This is a genomic window from Allomuricauda sp. ANG21, assembly GCF_040705235.1.
Classification (GTDB): Bacteria; Bacteroidota; Bacteroidia; order Flavobacteriales; family Flavobacteriaceae; genus Flagellimonas; species Flagellimonas marina.
The window spans coordinates 1-26,028 of the sequence record NZ_JBFCVT010000019.1; the positions used below are offsets into that span (position 1 = coordinate 1).

The window sequence follows — 26,028 nt, forward strand, 5'->3', positions numbered from 1 at the left end:
TATTCTTTGAATTCTTGCAACATTCTATCATGCTCTGTTTTCGGAACGGTTTTTCTAGGCTCCAGAAAATCCTTTCGCTCTTCCTGTATCTTGACGGGTTCAGGTCTGTGTTTCCTCCCATCCTTTACATAGGCCTCATAAAGTATCAGCATCATTTCATAAGTGGGCCGGATACTGGTCTTTTCCATGTTCTTGATAATGGCAATGAGCCTATCGAATTTCTTCATCATCTGACGCTCTAACTTTTTGATACTGTCAAGGATGATCTTTGTTCCCTCCCCAAAAGGGTCAAGGTTGTTCTCCTTGAAGTACTGTATCATTCCATCCAACACTTCGCTATGGGACTTGTTGAACCTTTTGGAATAACTGCGAAAGCGTGTGGCCGTTTCTTTCCTTACGGTGATATTGGAATAAGCACCGGTTCCTTTCTTTGATTTACCATTTGTAGATTGCTTTTCCATAGGTGCGATTTTGTTTTTTCGTCAAATTCCGTCAATTTTTTCGTCAAAAATTTCCAGTGTTTACTGGGCCTGCCAAAGGGTTTACTGTAGATTCCGGAAAAGTTTACTGTAGCCCCGATTTTTGCACAGTATTCCAAAAAGCATTCAATTAACTGGTTTTCAACTTGTTGAAGACCCGAAAACAACCGTGATGGCGCAATTTGCGCATCACCCTCTTGCTATTCCTTCGTCCCGCAAGCGGGACCGAATAAATACATCCTTTTCATCCTTCGGCTGCTTTTTTGGTCTGCATATGTTCCATTAGGTTTTGCATGTCCTCCCCTATCTTGTGTTCCAATACCCTGGCATAGATTTGGGTAGTGGACAGTTTGGTATGGCCGAGCATTTTGGAAACTGTTTCTATCGGGACTCCATTGGAAAGGGTTACTGTGGTTGCAAAAGTGTGCCTGGCAGTATGGAATGTCACTTTCTTGTAAATCTTACAGGCTTTGCAGATTTCCTTTAAGTAATAATTGACCTTTTGGTTGCTATAAACTGGCAATAGGACTTTTGTTATTTTCCTTTCGGCTGAATCCTCATATTTCTTGATAATTTCCTTTGCTTGTGGGAGTAAGGGGATTTTAAGTTTTTCGTCAGTCTTTATCCTTTTGGTGAACAACCATTCATTGCCATCTATTCCTTTTAGTAGGTGGTCTGGGGTCAATGCTTTGACATCGATATAGGATAGGCCAGTATAGCACGAGAAGAGAAACACATCTTTGCATTTCTCCACCCCCTCCTTTGTGAATGTGGTTTCTTCAATCAACCTCAATTCCCGTTTTGTCAAATATTCCCGTTCGGTTTTCTCAAAACGTAGTTTATAGTTTTCAAAAGGGTCTTTCGCTATCCAATCCAACCGAACGCCCAACCTTGACATTTTCTTAAGCCGTTCCATGTGTTTCATGGCCCCGTTATTGGTGCATTTGGTTCGTGTAGATGGTCTGTACTTTCTTAGATACTGCTCAAAGTCCGATATAAAACGGTAGTTCAATTTTTTGAGCTTTATGTCCTCAACCCCATATTCCTCTTTTAAAAATAGGCCCACGCATCGTTCTGTGATGTGGTAATTCTTTCTGGTTCCCGGACGTAAAGAAGTGTGCATGGTTCCATTGTGGTAGGCAATCAATTGTTTCAATGTTTTTCCGCCCTCATCTTCCCCAAAAAATCTTGCTTTGATAGATAGTGGAGTGATTACCTTTTCTTCTGCCATCATCAATCTATGGGCCTCATGTAGTCCTGTATAAATTTGGTCTAGGTACTTGTTCAGAGAAATCACATAACTGGAAAAACCCTTGCCCCTTTTACGGTTATTGTCCCATAAATTGACTTTTATCTCCCGATTTATGCTAAAATCGGTGCGCTCACCATCGATGGTGATCCTACAATAGACAATTAGGTTCTCGGATTGAACCTTGTGTTTTCTAGTAAAGAAATTGATTGTTAAACGATTGTTTTTCTGCATGTTGTAACCTTTTAAAATGTGAATACTGTGAAAGTCAAAACACAAGAAAAATGGTTCTAAAAGTCATTTAAAGTTACAACAAGAAGTGTAAGTGTTTGCTCCCGATGGGAACACGCTTGATATGATTTTAGATGGTTTTAAATGAATTCAAACGATATGCTTAAAAACACAAAACACTGAAAATCACAAGATTAACAGTGTTTTGATTTTACTTAAATAAGGTAAGTCGGGATGACTGACCTCTTGAAGAGGCGCTAACCCATTAATATCCAGAATATTATGTCGATTTTCCCAAAATAGGACATCCCATAGGACATCTTCGTGTGAAATAATGATTTTCACAACGTAAATATCGATATTTAAAATCAAACCACACCATCTTGTTTTATTTAATTTTAAATCAAAATAGACAAAGGAATTTTTGTGAGTTCAAAATCTCATCACAAACAAGATGAGTATCTATTCGCCCTATCGACAAGCAGATATAATAAGAACTTTGATTGTCATTTTTAAACTAGCTGTATAAATTACAAGATTTAGATTTTTGCCACCAGTGTTCCAGCCAAGCCATTACTGGTCCACCTTACATGATGGACACAATCAAGTTTAGAGGTTTTGATTGCAGTGATACCTGAATCTTACGATGTTTTCAATACTACCAATGACCATGCCTATACCGAAGTTGTGTAGAAAAATCCAATAAACTTATACAACCCGAATAGGATTAAGGTAACCCCCAACCCTATTCGAACCATTTAATATATTCTTCTGGACATTCCTTTATTTCTTGGTCAAATGATATCCAGCCGATTCAACAGCAGAAGTGATTTCCTCTTCCGTAGCACTTGTAGTCTGTACGGTCAACAATTTGTCTTGGGAGGCAAAGTCAACAGACCAATCGGTCACGCCATCCACCTTATCCAAAAATGGTTTTACGGTATTGGCACACCCACTGCACTTAATATTTGATTTGAATTGTAATGTACTCATGTTCATCGATTTTAAATTAGAAAATTACTATAGTTTAATCGTTTTAAGCCTCAAACTGTTCAATACGACCGATACACTGCTAAAAGCCATAGCGGCACCAGCTATCATCGGATCTAACAAAAATCCATTGATCGGATACAGCAGCCCTGCAGCTATAGGAATTCCAATGATATTGTATATAAAGGCCCAAAAAAGATTTTGCCTTATACCTATAACGGTCTTATGGGAGAGCTTCAACGCTTTGGGAATGGCATTTAAATCAGAGGTGATCAAGGTCATTTTCGCGACATCCATGGCAATGTCGGACCCTTTGCCCATCGCGATACTGACATCTGCTTGGGCAAGTGCCTGCGAATCATTGATACCATCGCCCACCATGGCGACCACCTTTCCACTTTCTTGAAGCCTTTTCACAAAATCAGCTTTCTCTGATGGGAGTACTTCGGCTTCATAGCTTTTGATACCCACCTGTTGTGATACGGCTTCGGCGGTCATCTTGTTATCACCGGTCATCATGTAAACTTCCATACCATTCCCCTGCATTTCCCGTATGGCTTCCTTTGAGGATTCCTTTATACTATCCATAATGGTCAAAATCGCCTTCACCTTGCCTCCACCGCCAAAGTATATGACCGTTTTGGCCTCCTGCTCTAACCCTTCGACCATGTGCCCCAGGTTGTCATCCATGGCGATTCCTTTTTCGACCATCAACTTATGATTGCCCACAAGGTATTGGGTTCCATCCAATGCCTCAGCGCGAACACCTTTTCCTGTAATACTATTGAAGTTCAAAATTTCGACCGGATTTACCTTTCTATTTTTTAAAAAGGAGACCACGGCTTCAGCCAAGGGATGTTCGGACTGTCCTTCCATGGCATATAAAATTTGCTCCAGGGCCCTGTGATCTGTCACATGGTCCGCAAAGACCATATCGGTCACCACAGGCTTTCCTTCAGTTATGGTACCCGTTTTATCCAGGACAATGGCATTCACTTTGTAACCCAACTCCAGGCTTTCCGCATCTTTGATGAGAATATTGTGGTCGGCCCCCTTGCCGATTCCCACCATGATGGCCGTGGGGGTTGCCAAACCCAGCGCACAGGGACAAGCTATTACCAATACGGCAACTGCGGTCAACAGTGCATGGGTAAAAGCGTCCTCACCTCCCAGGAACATCCAGGTGATAAATGTCACCAGTGAAATCGTCATTACCACGGGAACAAAAATACCGGCAATCCTGTCCACCAATTTTTGTACGGGCGCTTTGCTCCCCTGTGCTTCCTGCACCATCTTGATGATCTGGGACAAAAGGGTCTCCCCTCCCACCCGGTCAGCTACAAACTGAAAGCTTCCTTTTTGGTTTACGGTACCGGCAAAAACTTTTTCATCCTTTGTCCTTTCTACAGGGACGGGTTCGCCTGTGATCATACTTTCATCAACATAGGAACTTCCTTTGGACACCGTTCCATCCACAGGGATTTTCTCTCCCGGTCTGACCAATATCGTTTGACCTACCTTGACCGAAGAAATAGGGATTTCCCTTTCCTCCCCATCTGCTATCACCTTTAAGGTCTTGGGCTGCAACCCTATCAATTTCTTTATGGCGGAGGATGTATTTGATTTCGCCTTTTCTTCCAATAATTTCCCCAATGAAATAAAGGTGATGATCACTGTGGCCGCCTCATAATATACATGGGGTTCCATGCGTTTACTGAGCCAAAATTCAGGAAAAAAGGTATTGAATGCACTGAACAAAAAGGCAATGCCCGTACTGAGTGCGACCAAGGTATCCATATTGGCCTTACCGAATCTGGCCTGTTTGAAGGCATTTATGAAAAAGCTTCGGCCAAACCAGAACAGGATAGGAACGGCAAGTACCAACGAAATCCACCTACCCGGGACCCAATCCATAAAAAACATCCCCAGAAGGAAAATGGGAAGTGTCAAAATAGCGGACCAAAGGGTTCGCTTTTTTATGGATACATAATGCTTTTTCGAAAGCTCTTCCTGTACTTCGGTAGGATCCTCGGCATCCACAATTATATCATAACCGATTTGACGTACCGCATTTTGAAGATCGCTTAGGTCCATAGCACTGTCATACTCCACAAGGACCATACTGTTGGCAAAGTTGACACTGGCATTGTAGACCCCTTCGGTATGGCCCAGCATGGATTCCACGCTGGATGCACAGGCAGCACAGGTCATTCCAGTGACCGGGAAAGATTTTTTTGACACCATCTTCGCTTTCCTTTCGGTGTCCTCAATATTATCGATTGCATCCATTTTCTACTCCGATTTGTATGGTACAAATTTCAGAATAGACCTAAAATGGACTGTTACGTTATTTACTGAAAGAGTTGTAGAATTTTCCGAAAAATCAACTTTTATCTTTCCTCGTCAAGTACTAATAATTGGTGAGTGGTTTATAGAATTCGGCAACATCTATGAAATCAGGTTCGCCCACGTCAATCTTTTTTGGAGAATTTGCACCGATCAGTTTAGAATATATTCGATAGGACAAACCATTGTAGTGAACTTGGGGCAAAACAAGAACATTGGTAGTAAATAATCGCCTCTCATTCGGCCAGATTCTTTGTTTCTTCGCTAAGCGATCCCTCGAATTTAGGAATAGGCCGCTTTTCTTTTCCTGCTTCGGTTTCCACTATTCCATTTTCCTTAATGTCGTTTATCAACCACTGCATTTCCATTATCTCCCTGCGTTGTGCCTTGATAATTTCATTGGCAAGCTCCCGTACCCTGACATCTTTTATTTGAGAACGTTCACTGGTCAAAATAGCAATGGAATGATGGGGTATCATTCCTTCCATGTAGTCGACTCCTGATACGGTGACCTGACTCCTGACCAGCCATATCCCACCTGCAATCAACAAAACACCCAAGGCTAATATTGACATGTTCTTGCGTCGGTCTTTATACATCTGTAGCATATATAGCAGCATAATAATGATCATCGATCCCCCCATAATCAAAGTCATGAAAAATCTAGTCTCACTATACCAAAAGTGATCAATGATTTGATATGAGTGGGTGTACATTAAAAAAAACATGGCGACCATTGAAGTACCAATCATCGCAAAAAACTTTAAATAATTATTGGATTTCCTTTGACTATCTTCCATTGTGCAAATTTTATCTGGTTATTGTGATTATTCCTTGACTTTCGAGTATTGTATTGTTCCATTCCAATTGTAGGCCTGACAATTTACCTGTCCCAGTTATCGTATATCGGTTCAATTGGCTTTGTTCATCGCTTGTATTTTATATTGACCCCCCTTATTTTCCAATGCCTTTTGTAGCTTTTCAAGGGGGACCTCAAATTGCGACTCCACTGTAGCTTCTGCGTTTTTTAGATCGACCGCTACATCGGCTACACCGGCCACATTGAAAAGAGCTTCTTCAACGTGCCCCCTACAGCCATCACAAGTCATTCCTTCTATTTGGTATCTTCTTTTCATGTTGTGATCATTTTTTATTTTAACAATTTTACACCTAGAATCAACAATGTTGGTTCCAACACGTATGGGAAAAGTAACACTTTCTGTATAAGGGCATTGTTTGAAAAAAAACAAACCTTGACCCATTTGCGAAGAAAGATGTTTTTTAAATAGCGTTTAGGAAGCTGGTTCCTTGGAAAGGTATTGCGCCCTTAATGGTAGAGGTTAAATATCATCAAGCGATATTCTATTTTGAATGGCACTTTTCTTAAATTGTGTAGGTGTCATTCCAGTTACTTTTTTAAATTGGTTGCTTAAATAGGCAACGCTGCTATAGTCCAATTGAAACGCTATTTCTTTTAAGCCCAATTCGTCATAAACAAGAAACTCTTTGATCTTTTCAATCTTTTGGTTGATGATATATTGCTCCAAGGTAATGCTTTCCACCGCGGAAAACAGCGAACTAAGATACTTATAGTCAAGATGCAATCCATCGGAAAGGTATTCGGGCCATTTGACCTTTTCCATGGGTCCGGTGTAGTGTATCGCCTCAATCACTAGGTTTTTGATCTGTTCTATCAACTGACCTTTACGATCGTTGATGATCGTAAATCCAATTTTCTCAAGTCGTTCGTTGAGACCTTCCCGTTTTTCAGGCGTGATTTTCCCATTGAGGGTTATTTCACCCAACGACACATTCATATAGGGAATGCCCTCATCGTCCAAAATACCTTTGACGGCCATGATGCATCTCGGACAGACCATGTTTTTGATGTACAACACATCTTTCGATTTACTGGACCCAACTTCCATATCATGCAGTGAATTTCCACAGGGCCTTCAAAAAAATGACGACCACTGCCAATATAACGATCAATATCAAGGCCAATATGCCAAGGATTTTCATTCTTTTTTCCTTTCTATTCTTGGCCGGGTCCCGTTTCCTTTTCGCCAGCCCCCTTTTTTTCTTTCGTCTTTGCCTCCTAAGTTCGCTCATTTTTCCAAAAATGGTTCAACTGGCACAATAGTCAACTATTTGCTCCTAAGGAGTCCTTTGCCAAATAATATGTCAATGTGTTTGAACTATCGCCTTTTCCATAATTTTCTGATCGTTGGTGAGCTGACATACCACAACAAGAATCCGCTCAAAACGGTAATCAATCCCATCAGGGAAAAAATCCGTAAAACCATGGTGTTAAAATCGTCCCGTCCCTCATAGTCCATAGTATGGGTCATCCACAAAAAATCGAACCATCTCCAGGACCGATGCCTTACACGTTGAAACGACCCATCGGTCTCTGAGACATACGCTTTAAGGTTTTCATCCGTTTCATAGGTGATCACATAGGCCGGTAATGGACGTCCACGATACTCGTGCTGCCCACCTGTTTGGGTGAGTCTTTCAACACTTTTGACCTTAAGTTCGGGCAACATATACTGTGAAGCAACGGCTAAGGCCTGTTGTTCATCGATACCCTTTTTGATCTCCCCCGTTTGTGCATCCATCAAAACCCCGCCATTGATCCAATAATAGGGACTTCCCCCTATATTTCTCATTTCCAAAGATTTGATTTTAACGTTCCCGTGTCCATTGGGAGCAATTAAATTCCCAAATTCTGACTGGTCCGGATGCTCCTTGATGAATTGATCTCCATGGATCTCGTCAATGTCCGTCCAACTAAAATATAGTCCACTGATGGTCCACATTAGGAACTGGATCCCAATAAATAGGCCAAGATATCTATGTATCTTTCTGACCTTCATCGATGTTTTTCTTCCGACCATTAGTTCTTCCCGTTGTTCCGTGAGGAGTTATGCATCTTTACAATTTTCCAATCCCCATCCGTTTTTTTAAGGATGGTGGTGGCAACCCCTTTTCTGCTGATCGTTTTGCCCTCACCTCCATTTTCCGATTTTAGGCCAATGGTATAGACATAGCTTTCCGTAGTAAAGGCAAAGGGTAGCTCCACCTTCACTTCAATGGTATAATCCGAAAACCTAAAACTGTTGAAATGTCCAAGTTCTGGACCTATATGATGGTCGAGATAATGTTGATAGGTGCCTTCCACGCCCCCGGATTCAAAAACTTCGGAATCTTCCGCAAAAAGCTCCAAGGTACCTTCCGTGGTCAAATTTTGCAGTGCTTCTTTATAGCTTTCCAAAATCCTCAGCACAGCGGCCCTGTCCTGGTCTAGGTTTTCCTTGTTAGGGTTTGTTTGGCCAAAGCTTGTCCCTGTGAGAAATACGGCCATTAGAAAAATCTGTAAAGTAATACGTTTCATTGGTTTGTTTTAGCATTGTTTAGGTTAGTATTTATTGTATGATAAAGGCTCCCAGGGCAATCGAAATGACGATCCCATACAGGATATGGGCCAACCATTTTTTTAAAATGGCCTTTTTCGGCTGGACAGGTCCATTGTCACGACAACAATCTTTCATCCTTTTTTTCCATTAGTGCCTGACAAGGGAAGGGAACGATTAACTAACTAACTCACCAACCAATCAACTTTGGGTGTTCCCCTCCCTTTCAGGACTTTATTTCCTCATTCATAGTAACCGGACATGACCAACAACAATAGCAATATCGTTTGTCCCGGTTTTAGGGTAATTTCCATGTCATTTTCAATTATCCAATTCTTCCATTAGATCATTTACCAAGGTCAATATCCGTTCTTTCTCTTCCACCGATAATTTTGCATCCTTATGGATCAGGGTATAGGAAGATAGGGGCATCTTATCGTCTTCGATCTGACTTGCGATGGACTTTAGTTTGCTCCTTTTTCTTCGATCCGAATAGTCGCCCCATTCATTGAAATTGAGTTCTTCCTTTCCCTCTTTTATGTGTTCTTCCAAAAACCAGGCGATGGGTTGGACCTTATTGTACCACGGGTATTGGGTGTTGTTACTGTGGCAATCATAGCAAGATACCCGCAAATCGTGTTCGATATCCTTGGCAACCTGGTTCACCGACATGAAGTCCGTATCGGGAACCACATCGCTCAAGTTGGGATCTGTGGGCACAAACTGGATGCCCACAAATCCCAACAGCACTACCAATACTATGATTTTCAGTACTTTCATTTAATTGATTTCCTTTTGCACCTTACCACAGGTCAACATCTTACTTCCAAAAAATGGATTCTGGATTTCGTTGCTTGCGCTGAGCCACGTTCCTCCTTGGTTGTTGTTGTACATGGGGCAGAATTGTTGGTACAAGGTTTTGGAAGTCCCGGTTATCGCAATAAAATCGACCATATCCTTGCCCAGTCCTTCAAAGTGTTCCCGTTGGTGACCGATATCACTTTTGGCGATATGCTCCCCATGTTCCTTGGCCACTTCAATGATATCGGACAGCTCCTTCTGTTGCTGTTCATCGTATCCGCTGATATCAAAGCTGCCCAAGGCACTGGCCAAGGCTTGGCCCGATTTGGCCGCTTCATCCTTATTGTCCGCCACCAGGGCATCCTTCAGTTGGAGGTAGCTGTCGATCACGGATGTGCCCTGTGCATCGGACGAACCCATATCATGGTCCATGGTCCCGTGGTCCATTTCCCCTGCAGTGCTCTCATGGTGATGGCCCTCTTCCGTTCCCATCTCCATATGGGCTCCTTCCTTGTCATTTGTTTCCTTCTTACCGTCCTTACAGGAAATCACGGTAATGGTCAAAAGCGCAATGGCAATTGTACTTAATGTAACTGTTGTTCTTTTCATTGTAATTGATTTTAAGATTAATTCCTCGTTTTGATTGCCCGGGGTAAGCATTTTTGTATTATCCCCTATTATTGTTACTATTTTAATTTTTTCATCTAATTTTCCATTTCTCCCACGCAGGCACTCAGCCCTTATTCTTCCTCGACCGTACGCTTTTTCCCCAAAAAAAATCGTTCCCCGAAAAAAATAAGCACCATCAATGCAAGGGCAACGATGACCACCAAGGGGTCACTACCCGCCTTTGACCAAATAAAGACGCCCAACACCAGTACATCCAGCACAAGGGCCGTAATGAGGATAATGGGATTTGCACCGATTTCCTTTCGTAGATTTTTTAGGACCCCCCAATGGATCCCGATATCCATGATCAAATAAAAGATGGCACCCAATGCAGCGATCCGGGTCAAACTCAGGCTATTTTTTTTGTATTCTACCATTTAAAAACGGGCTAGCAGGCCTCCGCCCCAACCATATCGGTTGTTGTAGTTGGCCTGGATTGAAAAATTACGTGAAAGGATATAGGAGGCCCCTACCAGCCATTGGGTCTCACTTTCATAGGATGAATTCCCCAAATCGTTGACCCATCCAAAATCGGCCCGATATTCATATTCCCCCTCGAGGAAAATCCTTGGAAAAAGCAATAGTTCCCTATCCAACCTTATTCTTGGACGCAGCTGGTGGTCCATACTCACATCCATATTAAAGCGGTATGGGGTAAAATACTTGACCCCTATCAGTCCCACTGTATTGAAGCGGTCATAGGAATCAGGGATGGAGGTTTCCGTGTTCACCCCTGCATAGACCCGTACCCAGTCATTGAGATACCTGTTATAATTGAATTCCACCTCGGCATTTTGGTCGTAGTCAAATTCTGCCCGTACCCCAAATTCATTCCTGATATTACTTGAAACAAGGAAGAGTTCATTAAAATTGGAACCCAATCTGGCAGCACCCCAAGCATAATAATGGTCAGTTTCATCTACCAACTTTTGAACAGGAAAATCCTTCATCCTCACATCCCTTGGGGTATCATAACTGAAAACCCGGGCCATGCCCCCCATCATGTGATAGAGGATATGACAGTGGAAAAACCAATCCCCGTACTCTTCATTATAAAATTCGATGACCACTTTCTGCATGGGCGGCACATTGACCGTATGTTTCAAGGGTGACTTTTCACCATTCTCATTGATGACCCTGAAATAATGCCCATGGAGGTGCATCGGATGGTGCATCATGGTCAGGTTGTTGAGGGTGATCCGGGTTACTTCCCCACCTTTGATCTTGATCTTATCGGTTTCTGAAAGTGGCACACCGTTCATACTCCAGATATACCGTTGCATATTTCCCGTCAGGTTCAACAGAATGTCATTGACGGGCAGATCGGCATTATAGGTAGTACTTTCCTTTGCTTTTAAGAAATCATAGTTGAAATACGTTTTACGGGTATCGTAATCAAAAGCTGAAGTGTCTTTCTGCATCATTGGCATAGTCTGAACCATAGGGTCTTCCATCTTATCCTTATGTCCGGTGGATTTCATTGACGTTGAATCCTTTTCCATTCCTGCCATATCCCCCATCTTTTTATCCATCTCCATGTGCCTATGATCTTCATTCGCATTCATAGGCCTTTTATCATCCATCTTCGCAATGGGTTTATCCTTTTGACCGCTCATTTCGGTCTTATCCATCGACATCCCATTGTGCATACCCATATCCATGCTGCCATCCTTCATGTCCATCTGCATCCCATACTTTTGCATCAAATATTCGGGTGTATTTTTCTTCTTGTTGCCGGCCATTGCCGGAGCTCCCATTTTCATGTCCATTTGGGCCATTTGTTTCATCATCGCCACTTTGTCGGGCCTATCGATGGTCGTTGCGGGAAAAAGCGTTCCCTGCCCTAAATGCAACGAAGTATGCCCGGAGCCGTCCTGTGCCGTGGCCGTTACCTCCAAAGTGCCTTCAGGAACGGTCACGATGACATCATAGGTCTCGGCAATGCCAAAAAGAAAACGACTTTTGGAAACAGGCTCCACATCGACACCATCCCCGGAAACCACCATGGGGTTACCGCCACCGAAATCCATCCAATAATAGGTGGAGGCAGAGGCATTGACGAACCGGAGCCGCACTTTTTCCCCTGGTTTGAAATCAGGGTATTCGGCCAATGTTTTCCCATTGGTCAAAAATGCGGGGTAGTAGATATCCGCAATATCCGCTCCCTCCATACGATCTCGCCAAAATTTGAGCTGTGCACCTAGTGCACCTTCCTTGATGACCCTACTCAAGGGCACCGCGGTCCCTTTTTTGACCTGGTACCACTCGTTTCCCCGTTTAAGGTTTCGGAGCACGTTCATGGCCTTTTCGTTCGTCCAATCGGAAAGCACCACGACCAAATCCTTATCGTAGTCCAACGTCTTTTCCTTGGGATGGATCAATATCGAGCCATACACCCCCTTTTGCTCTTGTAGCATGGTGTGGGAATGGTACCAATAGGTACCTGATTGGTTGATCGGAATCCGATATTGGAAAGTTGTGCCAGGTTCTATGGGCGGTGTGGTCAAATAGGGAACCCCGTCATAAAAATTGGGCAAGATCAATCCATGCCAGTGTACGGAGGTTTCCACATCCATCTTATTGGTCACGTTGATCAGGGCGAGGTCACCCTCGTTGAATTCCAAGACCGGTCCCGGAATACTTCCGTTGATGGTCATTGCATCGGCAGTGACCCCACCGAGGGTCAATTTGTTCTGTTCCAGTACAAGATTGTATTCCCTAACTGGTCTACCTTCCTCTTTTCTGTCCTCACCATTTGTCCCCACTTGCCCAAAAACATGGGTCGTCAAGGCAGTTAGGACAAAAAACAAGATTTTAGATTTCAATATTTTCATCATTCATTCATTTACATTTGTTCAATTACATTTCATCGGTGATTTCACCGCAGGTCAACATAGCCTCTCCGAAATAGGGGTTTTTGATCTCTTTGGTCGTACTCAACCAATAGGCACCTTTGTTGTTATCGGCCATCGGGCAAAACTGTTCGTATATCTTTTGATCCACCCCAAAAAGCTTGATACCATTGGATAAATGGGCGGACAGCTGTTTAAAATGGTTGCGTTGCACCTTGACATCCGATATCTTTGAAATGGAATTCGCCGAACTGGAGATTTCCTTCGATATCGTCATCCAATGGCCGTGCGCCTTCTTGTCCGTCAATTGTTTCATATCCACATGTTCCAAGGCCGACAACACTTTTTTTGCAGCGGCATTTGCCTTGGTACCATTATCATTGACAAGGGCATCCTTTAACTCCAAGTAGGCGCTCAACACCTGTTTCAATTGGTTTTTAAAAGTCGCTGTCGCCGTCATTCGCTGGTTCATATCGGAATGGTCTATTTTGTTTTCCAAGCCGGGATCCCCCATATCCATTTCCGAATGATCGCTACCGCCAGTACCCTTGTCATCCCCCATCTTCATGCCTCCGTGGTTATGTCCCGTCATGGCGGGCCCGCCCTCAGGATTCATCATGCTCGGTTTCCCGGCCAATTGGGCCGCCGCATCGATACTGAAGGTCCCGTTTACCGCGATCTCATCCCCTTCCTGCAGTCCCTCCTTCACAATGAACCCATTTCCCAATGATGGTCCCAAGGTGACATCGCGCAACACAAAATTCACCCCATTGGATGTGGTATTCTTGATGTATACCACAGAACGTTCCCCGGTCCACATCACTGCCGACTTAGGAATGGTTATCGCTTCTGATGCAATGGGCTGTTTTGCTTTCACGGTTCCGGAAGCGAACATTTCCGGCTTTAACCTTAAACCGGCGTTCCCGATTTCGATTCTGGCCTTGGCAACCCTAGTCATGGGATTGATCACCGGGTCGATATAGGAAATCCTGCCTTTGAAATTTTCGCCCGGGAGGGAGGGTATGGTAAAGACCACTTCGTCGCCTTTCCTTACCCAGGGCATGTCGGACTCATAAATATCGAACAATACCCAAACGCTGTTCAGGTTGGCAATTTGATATAATGCCTTGCCCTTGTTGACATAGTCGCCAAGGTTTACCATTTTTTCGGTAACGTAGCCTGAAACATCGGCATGTATCGGCAATTCCTCCTTAACGGTCCCAGATTGAAGTATCTGTACGATTTGGTTGTCGGAAAGCTTCCAGTTTTTTAATTTTTCCTTGGCGGCATTAAAAAACTGCGGTTGGGTGTCCGCCACCTTTCTTGCTTCAAAAAGTTCCTCTTGGGCAGTGACCAGGTCAGGGGAATAAATATAGGCGATGATCTGCCCCTGCTTGATGTACTCCCCTGTAAAATTCACCATTAGCCGTTCCACCCTCCCGGGAATATGGGTAGATTGGGAATAGATCGATCGTTCATCCGCTTCCACCTTGCCATTAAGATCGATCAATTTGACCGGGGCGGTCTTGCCCACGATTTCCGTAGAGACATTGGCAAGCTGCATGGCCGTTTTCGACATGCTTACGGCCATAGGGTCCAGTTCCGAACCGTTATCACTTTCCAAAGGGATCAAGTCCATCCCACAAATGGGGCAATCTCCCGGTTCCGGCTGTCTGATCTGCGGATGCATCGAGCAGGTCCAAGTGGTTTCTTCCGATACTTCCGAAGCATGTTGGTGTTCCTCCGTGGCATTGCCCTTCGAGCCTCCGAACAATAGCCAACCCAGCAAAAGTCCAAGAACCAGGGTGGACAAGGCTATTTTTACTATTTTTTGTGTTTCTGATTTCATCTGATTATTTTTTTGCCGTGATATAGTTAAACTTGGCCAACGCTATTTCATACTGCGTCAATGCGCTTATTTTCAATTTAGTATACTTCAACAACTGTTGCTGCATTCGCAACACCTCCTCGAAGTCCTTCCCGGAATTCCCATAGGCAGTGAACAACAGATTGAGTGCTTGTTCCGATTCCATGATCTGCTCATCAAAGAGGGAAATCAGATCGGTCTGCTGCCTTATGTCAAAAACAGCCATTTCATAATTGGTCTTCAATGTATTGGTGACTTCCTTTTTTTGCAGTGCATAACTTTCCTGCATCAATTGGGCCTCTTTTTCGGCTGCCCTGTACTTACCCCTGAATAGGGGCAGGCTCAAGGTAACCATGGGCATCAATACATCCTTGCCGTTATCGGGAACCACCATGTCCGTTCGCTCATCGACCATTACATAGTCCAGTCCGATCCCGACTTTTGGCAAGCCTTGTTTAAGGGCTGCCCTTTCAGAGGCCGCTGCTGCCTTGACCTTTAATTCCAGGGAATTCAAAAGCGGATGGTCCACCACCAAGGAATCTTTTGTGTAATCAATGGGCAGTACATTGACCCCAAAGGTCTCAGGGATGTTTATTTGTTCATCTTCCTTACGGTCCAATAGTTTATTGAAGGACGCCAGAAGGGGGATTTCCTTATGTTTAAGGATACCCAGATTCGTCCGGGCTTCCTTTAAAAGCACGTCCACCCTTAAGACATCGACCAATGATCCCAGGCCGTTTTTAAATTTCGTATTGGAAACCGTCTTGTAGGATTCCAGGATGGCGATGTTGTCCTCTTCGATCCGTACCCACTCCTTAAGTTCGTACAATGGAAAATAAGCTGCCGAAACCTCGTAATAAAGTTTGTTCCTGGCATCCAAAAAAGACTGGTACTTGGCCTCTGCCATAAGTGCAGCGGCATCACCTTGGGCCTTTAAGGTTCCAAACCAAGGAAACATCTGGGTCAGTGAAAACCTTGCCTTTTGGGGCCCTACCCGGGTTTCGACCGGGGAGATGAAGTACCCAAAGGACAGGTTTGGATCTGGTAAAGCCTTCACCTGCGGTACCTTTTGTAACGCCGCCTCAAAATCTTTGTACTGTGAAAGCAGCCCCGGGTTGTTCCCAGCAGCAATCTCAAAGTAGTCCTCCAAGGTCTGGCCATTGGATAGGATACTTGTCAAGATAAATATAATGGTCACTACCTTTTTCATTTTACTGTATTTTTTTCAATGCTTTGTTGCGATTTTTAATGACTGTTTCCCTCCAATAGGCTTGGAGTACCGGGACCACGAACATGGTCATGATCTGTATGGTCATTCCCCCAAAAGTCGGGATGGCCATGGGAATCATGATATCGGCCCCTTTTCCGGTCGAGGTGAGTATTGGTAAAAGGGCGATAATGGCCACTGCGGCCGTCATCATGGCGGGACGAACCCTTTTTTTCCCTGCCTCCAGAACCGCCGCTCTCACATCCGGTACGGTTTGAGGGTTCTTTTCCTCGAAAACCTGGTGGATGTACGTACCCATGATGACACCGTCATCGGTGGCAATACCGAAAAGCGCGATAAATCCTACCCAAACCGCAACGCTTAAGTTGATCGTGTGCATTTGGAACAGATCGCGCATGTTGACCCCTGCAATGGCAAAATTCATGAACCAATCCTGACCATAGAGCCAGAGCATTATGAAACCTCCCGCAAAAGCAACAAAAACGCCTGAAAAATGGATGGAGGATGCGATGACCGTCTTGAACTGAAAAAACAGGAGCAAGAAAATCACGATCAAACTGATCGGTATGACAATGGACAGTCTTTTCACTGCCCTGATTTGGTTCTCATAACTCCCAGAAAACTTATAGCTTATTCCGGCGGGAACCGTTAATTCCCCTGCATCGATTTTTTTCTGGATGGCTTCCTGGGCATCGTTCACCACATCGACTTCCGCAAAACCGTCCCGTTTATCAAAAAGCACATAGCCCACCAAAAAGGTGTTTTCGCTCTTGATGGCCTGAGGCCCGCGGACATATTCAAAATCCACCACTTGGGATAAGGGAATTTGCGCACCTACCGGTGTGGGAATCAAAATTTTCTTCAACGATTCCGGGTCGTCCCTCAATTCCCTCGGGTAGCGCACCCGCACGGGAAAACGTTCCCTTCCCTCAACGGTGGAGGTGATCTTCATCCCACCGATCGCTGTTTCGATGCTTTGCTGCACATCTTCAATGTTCAAACCATATCGGGATATCCCGTCCCTGTTGATATTGAGGTGCAAATAAGGTTTGCCGACTATTCTATCGGCGAATGCGGCTTCTGCCTTGACCGAGGGCACTTCCTTCAAGATACCTTCCAATTGCATCCCAAAATCCTCGATGGTCTTCAAATCGGGCCCAAAAACCTTGATCCCCATGGGAGCGCGCATTCCGGTCTGCAGCATCACCAACCGGGTTTCAATGGGCTGTAATTTGGGAGCAGAGGTTATGCCCGGGATCTTGGTGACCTTTACGATCTCATCCCAGATATCGTTGGGGGATTTGATATGGGGCCTCCAGTTTCGGAAAAACTCACCGTCCTCATCCACGATCAGGTCCTTCTCGGCAATCCCTCGCTGCAAGGCTTCCTCATTGGTCAAAGTGTCTTTATGCTGGGTAATGAACCTGTCCTTTCGATCTACTTTATAACGGACCCTATGTCCGTCTTCATTCACAATGAATTCAGGTTTATAGTTGATGATGTTCTCATACATGGAAATGGGTGCAGGGTCCAGTGCGGATTCAACGCGACCGAGTTTACCGACAACCAAGTCCACTTCGGGTATGCTTCCCAAGAGCATATCCAACTGTCCAACCACCCTTTTGTTGTATTCCACCCCTGAATGCGGCATGGATGTCGGCATCAACAGGAACGAACCTTCATTGAGCGATGGCATGAACTCGGACCCTATTCCCGGGAATCTCTTGGAAGCTGCCTGCCATCCCGAGGTCTGTCTGACACTTTTCCAACCTACCGATTCAAAGCCTTTGGCCACGATTCCAAAGGTGCTATCGAACCCCAGCCAAACCAATACCCCAAAAAACAGGGTCACGAATGGGATGAGCATGAACTTTCCCTTGTTTTCCAGACACCACTTTAGGACCGGGGTATAGAAATGTACGATTCCCATCAAAGCGGCCAGGATAATGCCCACTAGGAACAACACAAAAAAGTAGTTGACCACAATACCGTTTTGGGGTCCCAAGGGCATCCATTCCTCGGTCAGGAAGAACGAGGCGATAAAAACGGTCAATCCCAAATTGATATAGTTGGGAAACGATTTATAGTGCTCCGGCCATTTGGGTTCCATCAAATTGTTCAACCCAATGAGTGAAATGACCAATGGCAACCACATCTGGGCATAGAATGCAAAGATAAGCCCAGTGGATATCAATAGAATGGACCAAAATCGTCGCACCCGTTTCTTGTCATAATCCACCCCCAGTACAAAATGGGCCAAGGCAGGCAGTACAACGATTCCCAGTACAAAGGCGCTCAACAGGGCGAAGGTCTTGGTAAAGGCCAAGGGCCTAAATAACTTGCCTTCTGCCGATTGCATGGCAAAGACAGGCACAAAGCTCACGACAGTGGTCGCCAATGCGGTGGTAATTGCCGAGGCCACTTCCACGGTGGCCCTATATATTACCTGAATGAGTTCCTTGCCCTTGGCACCATGGTTCTCGGGCATTTCCAAATGTCGGATAATGTTCTCGACGAACACGATCCCCACGTCCACCATCACCCCTATGGCAATGGCTATCCCGGAAAGGGCCACCACATTGGCATCTACCCCGGCATATTGCATGACAATAAAGGTCATTAGCACCCCGACGGGCAATAGACTTGATATGATCACAGAGGCCCTCAAGTTGAGGACAAGTACCAGTACAACGATGATGCTGATCAGTATTTCGTGGGACAGGGCATTTTCCAAAGTGCCTATGGTCTCGTGGATGAGCTGTGTCCGGTCATAAAACGGGACCACGGTCAATTGGCTTTCCACACCATTGGCCAAGGTCTTCTTGGGCAATCCGGGTGCGATTTCCTTGATCTTGTCCTTCACATTATTGATGACCGCCAAGGGATTGGAACCATAACGGGCGACCACTACGCCACCTACCACTTCGGCGCCCCCTTTATCGAGCACGCCCCTTCGTGTGGCCGGTCCCAAGCTGACCACCCCAATATCCTTGATCCGAACCGGGACATTGTCAAATACGGCAACCACCGCCTTTTCTATGTCTTCCGTATTTTTGACATATCCCAAGCCCCTGACCAAATATTCTGCTTGATTGACTTCAATGGTCTTGGCGCCCACATCCCTGTTCGACTTCCGTACGGCCTCCATGACCTTGTATAAGGGGATATTATAGGCCTTTAGGGCATCCGGATTTACATCCACTTGATATTCTTGGACATAACCCCCGATCGAAGCCACTTCGGACACCCCGTCCACGGCATTCAATCCATATTTCACATAAAAATCCTGGGCGGTCCGTATCTCGTGCAGATCCCATCCTCCCGTAGGATTGCCATCCTTGTCCCTTCCTTCCAAGGTATACCAATATACCTGTCCCAATGCCGTGGCGTCGGGACCCAAAGTCGGGGTAACGCCATCGGGCAACAGACCCGTGGGAAGTGAATTCAATTTTTCCAGGATCCGGGAACGCGACCAATAAAATTCCACATCATCATCAAAAATGATATAGATACTGGAAAATCCAAAGATGGATGAACTACGGATTGTTTTCACTCCTGGAATCCCCAGTAAATAGGTCGTCATTGGATAAGAAATCTGATCCTCGATATCTTGTGGCGAACGTCCGGGCCATTGCGTGAAAACAATTTGCTGGTTTTCCCCAATATCGGGAATGGCATCCACGGGCACCGGGTCTTTGGGAAGAAAGCCCGTATTCCAATTGAAGGGGGAAGTGACAATCCCCCAGGTAACCAACATTATTAAAACGAGAACGGTCACCAGTTTGTTCTCTAAAAAGTATTTTATGATTTTATTGAGCATATCATGAGTTTATTGTGTTGGAAATAGTGAAATTGTTCCAAAGGCAATAAATACCTAGGGCCATGCCAAAAACCATAGCACGGCCAAACGTCATCGATATGCTCTTAAATAAGGAAAGTTTGATCAAGAATCTGAATATCCTTGACCAAAAGGGGCGGAGGGTAATGTACGACAGGAACTATATTTTCCTGTGATCCCTCAAAAAGATTTATGTAACTGTAGGTGAAGGCAATTAGGAACTGATGCTCCCCTATACTTACATTTTCAACTGAAAGTAGAAGATCTTCCTGCCCGAGGACAGAAAGTGTCTCATCTTCACAGCATCCATTTTTTTGCAGATTATGTTCATGCGAATCGGATGCTTGTTGCACATCCATTCCACAGGATTCCGCTTTACCGAAGAAGGAAAAATCAACAAGATCCTCACCACAATAGTGTTGCCCCACCGCAAAGGAAAATGTGGAGGCCAGCACATTCAGTGCCATGAAACAAGATAATATTTTGAACCAAAATAGTTTCATATGCGATTACAAAACTACAATAATTTTAACAACCCTATTTTATTTAACATATTTTTTATGGTGATTTCATGTAAAATCCTTGCCATTCCACAGCCCTGAACCTAAGCAGGTCCCACAAAATCATCGGTTTGATTTTCAATTACATATAGTGTGACAAAACGTTCCCTGGCCAGCAATGACATAACGGCTTTTTCAGGTCGGCCTTATGTCAGAAATGAAGGAAGGACGGGCTATGATATTTTGTCTTCCATAGGGAATAATGGTATACCAATTTCTTAGGCTGGGCCACAAAGGTTGTCCCATCCCACATCCTGTCGGTGGATCGGGCACATTGACCTTTAGCTTCACCTGTTGCCCAAGCAACAGAAATCGAATGGGCATATGAAGTTGTTCCACCCAATCCAAAACATGATGTCCATCATGTTTTTTCAGAAGTAGTTCCCATACTTTTGAAACAGGAACAATCCACATTATCAGAATACAAAAAACTATTAATGTATGAGTGAGTTAAGATCGAATTGATTTCAATATGTTTTATGATCGGTGTACTATTTTTTTTAATTTTAATAGGTGAAGCAAACCATATCGAAAATATTATCCCTGTTTCTAGCCTGTTCCGTATTGGTCAGTACGACTTCCTTTGCTTCCAACGCCCATTTTTGTTGTAACAAATTAGTCAGTTTTTCCGTGACAGGAAAGGCAAAACCCTGCGACCAAAAGCTTCAAAGCCCCAAAAGCCCCTTAAGGAAGTGTTCTTTGGAGCAAAAGAATTGCTGTAGCAACGTTACTTATGCCAATTTCGGCAAGGATGACCTGATGGTTCGATCTTTTGACCTTGATTTCGATACACTCATAGTTCCATATACCTCCATTTTTTACCATACCGATCGCTCTGGTGGGCTACAGGAAAGCATTGTTCCTTTTAAAGACTATATCCCCCCTTGGGTCGAACGAAACCTCCCTATCCTCCACAGGACTTTATTGATTTGATTTTTTTTCCACCTTGGGCACTATGCCCTGGTTTGTCCCTTTGTAAGGACATTCGTCCTTTAAATGGCTGGGGCATTTTCAGGACAATACATTCTGATCTGTTGTAAAAACGACGATTTATCAATGGAGATTGTAACAACAAATGGTTATATCACAATAACCCAAAATCGAAACCCTATGAAAAATTATGATACCCTTTCAGAAGCCATATCCGATTTACAGGCAAAGGGCTACACCTATGATTTTAATCTCAAGCCCCATTGTCTGGAATGCGCTTCCCTTAAAATCGAAATTCGACCGGAAGACTTTAAGGTCGACCAGACCCATCGTTTTGAGGGGATGAGCAGCACCGATGACAACAGCGTGCTGTACGCCATATCCTCCAAGGATGGCATTAGGGGCATCCTGGTGGATGCCTATGGCGTCTATGCCGAAAACATTTCTGAAAAAATGAGAAAAAAATTACGATAACCCAAAAGAAGGACCGATGATGGAAAAGCACCAACACCACGACCATTCACGGATGAACCACGATAAGACCGACCACTCCAAAATGGACCATGGCCCTGGGGGCCATTCGGGGCACAACCCCGCACATGGCCAAATGGGCCACGACCACCACAAAATGATGATCGCCGACTTTCGAAAGCGATTTTGGACAACACTGGTACTCACCATACCCATTTTGTTCCTATCGCCCATGATCCAGGATTTTTTTGGATATGAATTCCTGCTTCCCGGCAACCCTTACTTTCTTTTTGGGCTTTCCACCATTGTATATTTCTATGGGGGATGGCCTTTTTTGAAAGGTTTTTGGTCAGAAATAAAACAGGGTGCACCGGGAATGATGACCTTGATCTCCATGGCCATTTCCGTAGCCTATTTCTATAGCACGGCCACCGTATTCGGACTGAAGGGCCAAGACTTTTTCTGGGAACTGTCCACCCTTATAGCCATCATGCTACTCGGGCATTGGATAGAGATGAAGAGCGTCCTTGGTGCCTCAAAAGCCTTACAGTTGTTGGTCAGCATGATGCCTGCCGAAGCACACCGTGTCAAAGGGGAAACCATAGAGGACATACCGTTGGAAGCGGTATTGAAAGATGACATCATACTGGTCAAGCCGGGGGAAAAGGTCCCAGCCGACGGTACCATCGTCGAAGGCAGCAGTTACCTGAACGAATCCATGCTCACGGGGGAATCGAAACCTGTAAAGAAAGAGAAAAAGGACAAGGTGATCGGCGGTTCCGTCAATGGCAACAGCACCTTAAAAATCAAAGTGGAGCACACGGGCAAGGATAGTTACCTCAACAAAGTGATCACGATGGTGGAAGAGGCCCAAAAGACCAAGTCCAAAATGCAAAACCTTTCCGATAGGGCCGCCAAATGGTTGACCTATATCGCCTTGACCATTGGTTTTGGGACCCTGGCGGTATGGTTGGCCCTGGGTTTCCCCTTTGTTTATGCCCTGGAACGCATGGTGACCGTTATGGTCATTGCCTGTCCCCATGCCCTGGGTCTTGCCATCCCTTTGGTGGTGGCCATTTCCACCGCGGTATCCGCCCAAAACGGCCTATTGATCCGCAACAGGACCGCCTTTGAGGAATCCCGGAAGATTTCGGCCTTGTTATTTGATAAAACGGGGACCCTGACCAAAGGTGATTTTGGCGTTACCCGAATCCAATCGGTCGATGACAACTATTCCCAGGATGAAGTCCTTCGCCTGGCAAGTGCCTTGGAACAAAGCTCGGAACACCCCATTGCCGTGGGTATCATCAAAAGGGCCCAAAAGGAAAAGGTCACCATTCCCAATCCCTTGAACTTTCATGCGATCACTGGAAAAGGGGTCGAGGCAACCGTGGAGGACAAACCGGTAAAAGTGGTCAGTCCCGGTTTTTTAAGGGACAACAACATTCCCATTCCCAAAGACGCCTATAGCGATGCCGCCGAAACCGTGGTATTTGTGTTGATCGAGGAAAAACTGGCCGGATACATTGCACTGGCCGATGAGATACGATCGGAATCCCAAGAGGCCATCCAAGTATTCAAGAAGAACGACATCAAGGTATTGATGGCCACTGGGGACAATGAAAAAACGGCCAGGGCCGTTAGCGAAAAACTCGGTTTGGATGGCTATTATGCCGAAGTGTTGCCCCACCAAAAAGTGGAAATAGTGGAAGAACTCCAACGTAAGGGCGAGTTCGTGGCCATGACCGGGGACGGTGTGAACGATGCCCCGGCCCTTGCAAAGGCCAATGTGGGCATTGCCGTTGGTTCCGGTACGGACGTTGCGGCGGAAACCGCCGACATCATCTTGGTCAACAGTAACCCCAAGGATATAGCCAATCTCATCCTGTTCGGCAAGGCCACCTACAACAAAATGATCCAGAACCTGATTTGGGCAACGGCCTATAATGTGGTGGCCATTCCGTTGGCCGCCGGTGTACTGTATTCCTCAGGGTTTGTCATGGGCCCTGCCGTTGGTGCGGTGTTCATGAGCCTGAGCACCATCATTGTGGCCATCAATGCGCAGTTGTTAAAACGTAAGATAGGAAGTAATCAGATCAAAGGATGATAGGCAAATAGAGCAATTTAGCATATAAAAGGGTGCATTCCCAATAGCAATACGGATTTTCAGTGTTCCCGCAATCCTATTAGGCCACTACGAAGAGAATACTGGATTCTGGTATTAATACTGCTGGAAGCCAGTTCCATTTTTCCTGAGGTGTACCATTCCTAATTTATTTCCTTTCTTGGTAACCATTATAACCTTTGTTATGGCAAAATTTTGTTTTTATGTTAAAGTGTATACCCTATAAGGGATTCTACTTCTCTTTATCGATAGGTCAATAGTTGAGCTCCAACCTTCTGCCTCCACGGCTTTCCAAGAGAATCAGTCTTAGATGCTCCTTATGGAATAGGACAAATTTAGGTAGCACAAGTACAAATCGTTGGGAAGTCCCGGTTTTAATAATTTTGGGTCGTTCAATGATATAATGGGGTTCCAACCTGGTTTCTTGATACGAGGATCTCCGTTTCAAGCTGCCATTTATCCTTAGGGCCTCAAGGGTGCCTACTTCAAAATCAATGCCTGATCGGTTGCGCACCTCTACGACCATAAATACTTGAGCGTTTCGGTAGACCAACCTTTTCAACCGCAATCGAATTCCCTTTCTTCGCACCGATGCCAAGGCACCATTTCCATCACTTGATAGCAATCCACTTAAAAAAGCAAATCGAACTGTGTGGGAAGCCAAGGAATCCCCTTTTTTACCAGGTAATGGCTGTACTGGACCAATGCTATGCGCCTTGTCCACAAAAAAATGGGTTTGGGCAACGTTTTCCCTATAGGCCACCTTAAATTCATATGCTTGTCCGTCCATGGTGACCACCAAAAGGTTGGTAATGGTGTTGGCTGTGGCCTGCAATAGCCCAAAATATTGAGCTTCTTCCCGGTTATAGGTAAAGATCGCTTCAGTGTTTCCCGTTATAGCCTGTTTGATGGGACTGGGAAAAAAGAGGGCCACGTTCATTTGTGAATTGGCTTGGATGGTGTCCAAAACCTTTTGGCCCGATACGGTGTGCCCATAGGCCATTAGCATTACTGCAATGATGACGTTTAGTGTTTTCATGATCTAGGTATTAAGAAAAATTGATAATGGTCGGAAATCTGAACTTTAACGGTACGTTGATCACGCTGAAATATGCGTTTGATCCCATTGAACTGGGGCACACCCGGCACATTGATCTCTCCAAGGCCCTCATCCAAAGACCGATCCACCACTTCACCCCGCAGATGGTTCTTCACATAAATCCCTTCCTGCCCATCCTGGGCATCATAGGCTTGCATATCCATAAGGGTTGTCCCCAATCGGGTAAGTTCCACCATCACCCGGTTGGGCCTTATCTTTACAAAGCCATAGAGGCGGGTACCTCCTGGCATCCTTTTCCCATCCACAACATAGTCATGGGCGAGTCGCAAGTCCAATCGTTGTCCATCCCGAAGGGTCTGGTCCCCATCCACATACACCTTGGCCACAGCAGTAGTTGGTAAATTTCCATCGGAACGGTTCCTTTTTGGATTGGAGGCAAAGAACAGTTGATGTACCAATCCTAGCTCCGTTTCCGTCCTTGGTGAACCCATTGTCAACTTTTCATCGTCTACCTTTACCTTCTTTACAGTCCCCAACCTGGGCATTACGCCTGCATCCGACACAGAAACTTTTTTCGCAGTAAAGGCATTGGTATCAAAGACACTGTCTATGATACGCTGCTTTTCATATTCCATATAATCGGGATTGAAATACCCTTTATCATCCACCATCTGGTCGGGATACACTTGTGGTGCCGTGGATTGTTTTTCCACCTTGATGGCTTCCACGGCTTCCAGTTTGGTTTCAAACTCCACCGAAGTGTCCTCCAGATCCGGCATGGGGATCCTCCCTACATCTGGATAGGCCGGCTGAGGTCTACCACCCCCCCCGGATTCACGTGCGCAGGGCACACGAAGAGTTTAAAATCGATTCATCCGTGGCGTAAAATTAGCTATTATTTCTCAGTTTTTTTCTC

22 protein-coding genes are annotated in these 26,028 nt (G+C 45.0%); 2 read left to right on the forward strand and 20 right to left on the reverse strand.

What is annotated here, in order from left to right; genetic code table 11:
- The 18 genes from AB1A65_RS17125 to AB1A65_RS17210 all read right to left on the reverse strand — a co-directional run.
- Positions 1-461: BfmA/BtgA family mobilization protein (locus tag AB1A65_RS17125; RefSeq protein WP_366591155.1), on the reverse strand; the 461-nt coding region annotated here is incomplete at its 3' end.
- Positions 462-723: 262 nt separating this feature from the next.
- Positions 724-1,962: a site-specific integrase gene (locus AB1A65_RS17130; protein ID WP_366591156.1), complete on the reverse strand. Its 1,239-nt coding sequence runs from the start codon at positions 1,960-1,962 to the stop codon at positions 724-726.
- A 780-nt stretch (positions 1,963-2,742) separates the two neighbouring features.
- The gene (locus AB1A65_RS17135) at positions 2,743-2,952 is read right to left on the reverse strand and encodes a heavy-metal-associated domain-containing protein (protein ID WP_051947607.1); all 210 of its coding nucleotides are present in this window, start codon (positions 2,950-2,952) and stop codon (positions 2,743-2,745) included.
- Positions 2,953-2,979: 27 nt separating this feature from the next.
- A complete protein-coding gene (locus AB1A65_RS17140) occupies positions 2,980-5,238 on the reverse strand; it encodes a heavy metal translocating P-type ATPase (protein ID WP_366591157.1) in 2,259 nt (752 codons plus the stop codon).
- A 293-nt stretch (positions 5,239-5,531) separates the two neighbouring features.
- Complete coding sequence (locus AB1A65_RS17145; RefSeq protein ID WP_234414759.1) at positions 5,532-5,870, reverse strand: DUF305 domain-containing protein; 339 nt, start codon at positions 5,868-5,870, stop codon at positions 5,532-5,534.
- A 336-nt stretch (positions 5,871-6,206) separates the two neighbouring features.
- Positions 6,207-6,431, reverse strand: coding sequence for a heavy metal-associated domain-containing protein (locus AB1A65_RS17150; protein WP_161594393.1), 225 nt, complete (start codon positions 6,429-6,431; stop codon positions 6,207-6,209).
- Between the two features lie 204 nt (positions 6,432-6,635).
- Positions 6,636-7,223, reverse strand: coding sequence for an AraC family transcriptional regulator (locus AB1A65_RS17155; protein WP_036383511.1), 588 nt, complete (start codon positions 7,221-7,223; stop codon positions 6,636-6,638).
- 270 nt (positions 7,224-7,493) lie between these two features.
- Entirely contained in the window at positions 7,494-8,195 is a 702-nt protein-coding gene (locus AB1A65_RS17160; RefSeq protein ID WP_036385860.1) for a PepSY domain-containing protein, read from the reverse strand.
- A complete protein-coding gene (locus tag AB1A65_RS17165; protein ID WP_119618910.1) occupies positions 8,195-8,692 on the reverse strand; it encodes a nuclear transport factor 2 family protein in 498 nt (165 codons plus the stop codon). Before AB1A65_RS17165 ends, AB1A65_RS17160 begins: the two co-directional genes overlap by 1 nt.
- Positions 8,693-9,032: 340 nt before the next feature.
- Positions 9,033-9,491 carry a heme-binding domain-containing protein gene (locus tag AB1A65_RS17170; RefSeq protein WP_036385864.1) on the reverse strand — a complete coding sequence of 153 codons (459 nt, stop codon included), beginning with the start codon at positions 9,489-9,491 and terminating at the stop codon, positions 9,033-9,035.
- The gene (locus AB1A65_RS17175) at positions 9,492-10,121 is read right to left on the reverse strand and encodes a DUF3347 domain-containing protein (protein ID WP_119618909.1); all 630 of its coding nucleotides are present in this window, start codon (positions 10,119-10,121) and stop codon (positions 9,492-9,494) included. It abuts the gene before it with no gap.
- A 131-nt stretch (positions 10,122-10,252) separates the two neighbouring features.
- A complete protein-coding gene (locus AB1A65_RS17180) occupies positions 10,253-10,558 on the reverse strand; it encodes a hypothetical protein (RefSeq protein ID WP_182849956.1) in 306 nt (101 codons plus the stop codon).
- On the reverse strand, positions 10,559-13,015 hold the full coding sequence (locus tag AB1A65_RS17185) for a multicopper oxidase domain-containing protein (RefSeq protein ID WP_119618935.1): 2,457 nt from the start codon (positions 13,013-13,015) through the stop codon (positions 10,559-10,561).
- Positions 13,016-13,040: 25 nt separating this feature from the next.
- The gene (locus AB1A65_RS17190; protein ID WP_119618908.1) at positions 13,041-14,882 is read right to left on the reverse strand and encodes an efflux RND transporter periplasmic adaptor subunit; all 1,842 of its coding nucleotides are present in this window, start codon (positions 14,880-14,882) and stop codon (positions 13,041-13,043) included.
- Positions 14,883-14,886: 4 nt separating this feature from the next.
- The gene (locus AB1A65_RS17195; RefSeq protein ID WP_119618907.1) at positions 14,887-16,110 is read right to left on the reverse strand and encodes a TolC family protein; all 1,224 of its coding nucleotides are present in this window, start codon (positions 16,108-16,110) and stop codon (positions 14,887-14,889) included.
- A gap of 1 nt (position 16,111) precedes the next feature.
- Complete coding sequence (locus AB1A65_RS17200; RefSeq protein ID WP_108246726.1) at positions 16,112-19,948, reverse strand: efflux RND transporter permease subunit; 3,837 nt, start codon at positions 19,946-19,948, stop codon at positions 16,112-16,114.
- Between the two features lie 104 nt (positions 19,949-20,052).
- Positions 20,053-20,433, reverse strand: a complete 381-nt coding sequence (locus AB1A65_RS17205) for a hypothetical protein (RefSeq protein ID WP_083158111.1) — start codon at positions 20,431-20,433, stop codon at positions 20,053-20,055.
- A gap of 228 nt (positions 20,434-20,661) precedes the next feature.
- Positions 20,662-20,940, reverse strand: a complete 279-nt coding sequence (locus AB1A65_RS17210; protein WP_119618906.1) for a hypothetical protein — start codon at positions 20,938-20,940, stop codon at positions 20,662-20,664.
- A 696-nt stretch (positions 20,941-21,636) separates the two neighbouring features.
- On the opposite strand from AB1A65_RS17210, the gene AB1A65_RS17215 reads away from it, so the two are divergent.
- Positions 21,637-21,930 carry a phosphoribosylpyrophosphate synthetase gene (locus AB1A65_RS17215; RefSeq protein ID WP_090294862.1) on the forward strand — a complete coding sequence of 98 codons (294 nt, stop codon included), beginning with the start codon at positions 21,637-21,639 and terminating at the stop codon, positions 21,928-21,930.
- Positions 21,931-21,949: 19 nt separating this feature from the next.
- The gene (locus tag AB1A65_RS17220) at positions 21,950-24,034 is read left to right on the forward strand and encodes a copper-translocating P-type ATPase (RefSeq protein ID WP_119618934.1); all 2,085 of its coding nucleotides are present in this window, start codon (positions 21,950-21,952) and stop codon (positions 24,032-24,034) included.
- Between the two features lie 271 nt (positions 24,035-24,305).
- Here the strand turns inward: AB1A65_RS17220 and AB1A65_RS17225 are convergent, their stop codons facing one another.
- A complete protein-coding gene (locus AB1A65_RS17225) occupies positions 24,306-25,091 on the reverse strand; it encodes a DUF4138 domain-containing protein (RefSeq protein WP_366591158.1) in 786 nt (261 codons plus the stop codon).
- Complete coding sequence (traM, locus tag AB1A65_RS17230) at positions 25,088-25,963, reverse strand: conjugative transposon protein TraM (protein WP_366591159.1); 876 nt, start codon at positions 25,961-25,963, stop codon at positions 25,088-25,090. The genes AB1A65_RS17225 and traM overlap by 4 nt, the downstream gene beginning before the upstream one ends.
- Positions 25,964-26,028 lie beyond the last annotated feature (65 nt).

Excerpts from the sequence above, each read along its gene's own strand:
- AB1A65_RS17130 (WP_366591156.1), bottom strand. The coding sequence starts at position 1,962 with ATGCAGAAAAACAATCGTTTAACAATCAATTTCTTTACTAGAAAACAC.
- AB1A65_RS17135 (WP_051947607.1), bottom strand. The coding sequence starts at position 2,952 with ATGAGTACATTACAATTCAAATCAAATATTAAGTGCAGTGGGTGTGCC.
- AB1A65_RS17140 (WP_366591157.1), bottom strand. The coding sequence starts at position 5,238 with ATGGATGCAATCGATAATATTGAGGACACCGAAAGGAAAGCGAAGATG.
- AB1A65_RS17145 (WP_234414759.1), bottom strand. The coding sequence starts at position 5,870 with ATGTCAATATTAGCCTTGGGTGTTTTGTTGATTGCAGGTGGGATATGG.
- AB1A65_RS17150 (WP_161594393.1), bottom strand. The coding sequence starts at position 6,431 with ATGAAAAGAAGATACCAAATAGAAGGAATGACTTGTGATGGCTGTAGG.
- AB1A65_RS17155 (WP_036383511.1), bottom strand. The coding sequence starts at position 7,223 with ATGGAAGTTGGGTCCAGTAAATCGAAAGATGTGTTGTACATCAAAAAC.
- AB1A65_RS17160 (WP_036385860.1), bottom strand. The coding sequence starts at position 8,195 with ATGGTCGGAAGAAAAACATCGATGAAGGTCAGAAAGATACATAGATAT.
- AB1A65_RS17165 (WP_119618910.1), bottom strand. The coding sequence starts at position 8,692 with ATGAAACGTATTACTTTACAGATTTTTCTAATGGCCGTATTTCTCACA.
- AB1A65_RS17170 (WP_036385864.1), bottom strand. The coding sequence starts at position 9,491 with ATGAAAGTACTGAAAATCATAGTATTGGTAGTGCTGTTGGGATTTGTG.
- AB1A65_RS17175 (WP_119618909.1), bottom strand. The coding sequence starts at position 10,121 with ATGAAAAGAACAACAGTTACATTAAGTACAATTGCCATTGCGCTTTTG.
- AB1A65_RS17180 (WP_182849956.1), bottom strand. The coding sequence starts at position 10,558 with ATGGTAGAATACAAAAAAAATAGCCTGAGTTTGACCCGGATCGCTGCA.
- AB1A65_RS17185 (WP_119618935.1), bottom strand. The coding sequence starts at position 13,015 with ATGAAAATATTGAAATCTAAAATCTTGTTTTTTGTCCTAACTGCCTTG.
- AB1A65_RS17190 (WP_119618908.1), bottom strand. The coding sequence starts at position 14,882 with ATGAAATCAGAAACACAAAAAATAGTAAAAATAGCCTTGTCCACCCTG.
- AB1A65_RS17195 (WP_119618907.1), bottom strand. The coding sequence starts at position 16,110 with ATGAAAAAGGTAGTGACCATTATATTTATCTTGACAAGTATCCTATCC.
- AB1A65_RS17200 (WP_108246726.1), bottom strand. The coding sequence starts at position 19,948 with ATGCTCAATAAAATCATAAAATACTTTTTAGAGAACAAACTGGTGACC.
- AB1A65_RS17205 (WP_083158111.1), bottom strand. The coding sequence starts at position 20,433 with ATGGCACTGAATGTGCTGGCCTCCACATTTTCCTTTGCGGTGGGGCAA.
- AB1A65_RS17210 (WP_119618906.1), bottom strand. The coding sequence starts at position 20,940 with ATGTGGATTGTTCCTGTTTCAAAAGTATGGGAACTACTTCTGAAAAAA.
- AB1A65_RS17215 (WP_090294862.1), top strand. The coding sequence starts at position 21,637 with ATGAAAAATTATGATACCCTTTCAGAAGCCATATCCGATTTACAGGCA.
- AB1A65_RS17220 (WP_119618934.1), top strand. The coding sequence starts at position 21,950 with ATGGAAAAGCACCAACACCACGACCATTCACGGATGAACCACGATAAG.
- AB1A65_RS17225 (WP_366591158.1), bottom strand. The coding sequence starts at position 25,091 with ATGAAAACACTAAACGTCATCATTGCAGTAATGCTAATGGCCTATGGG.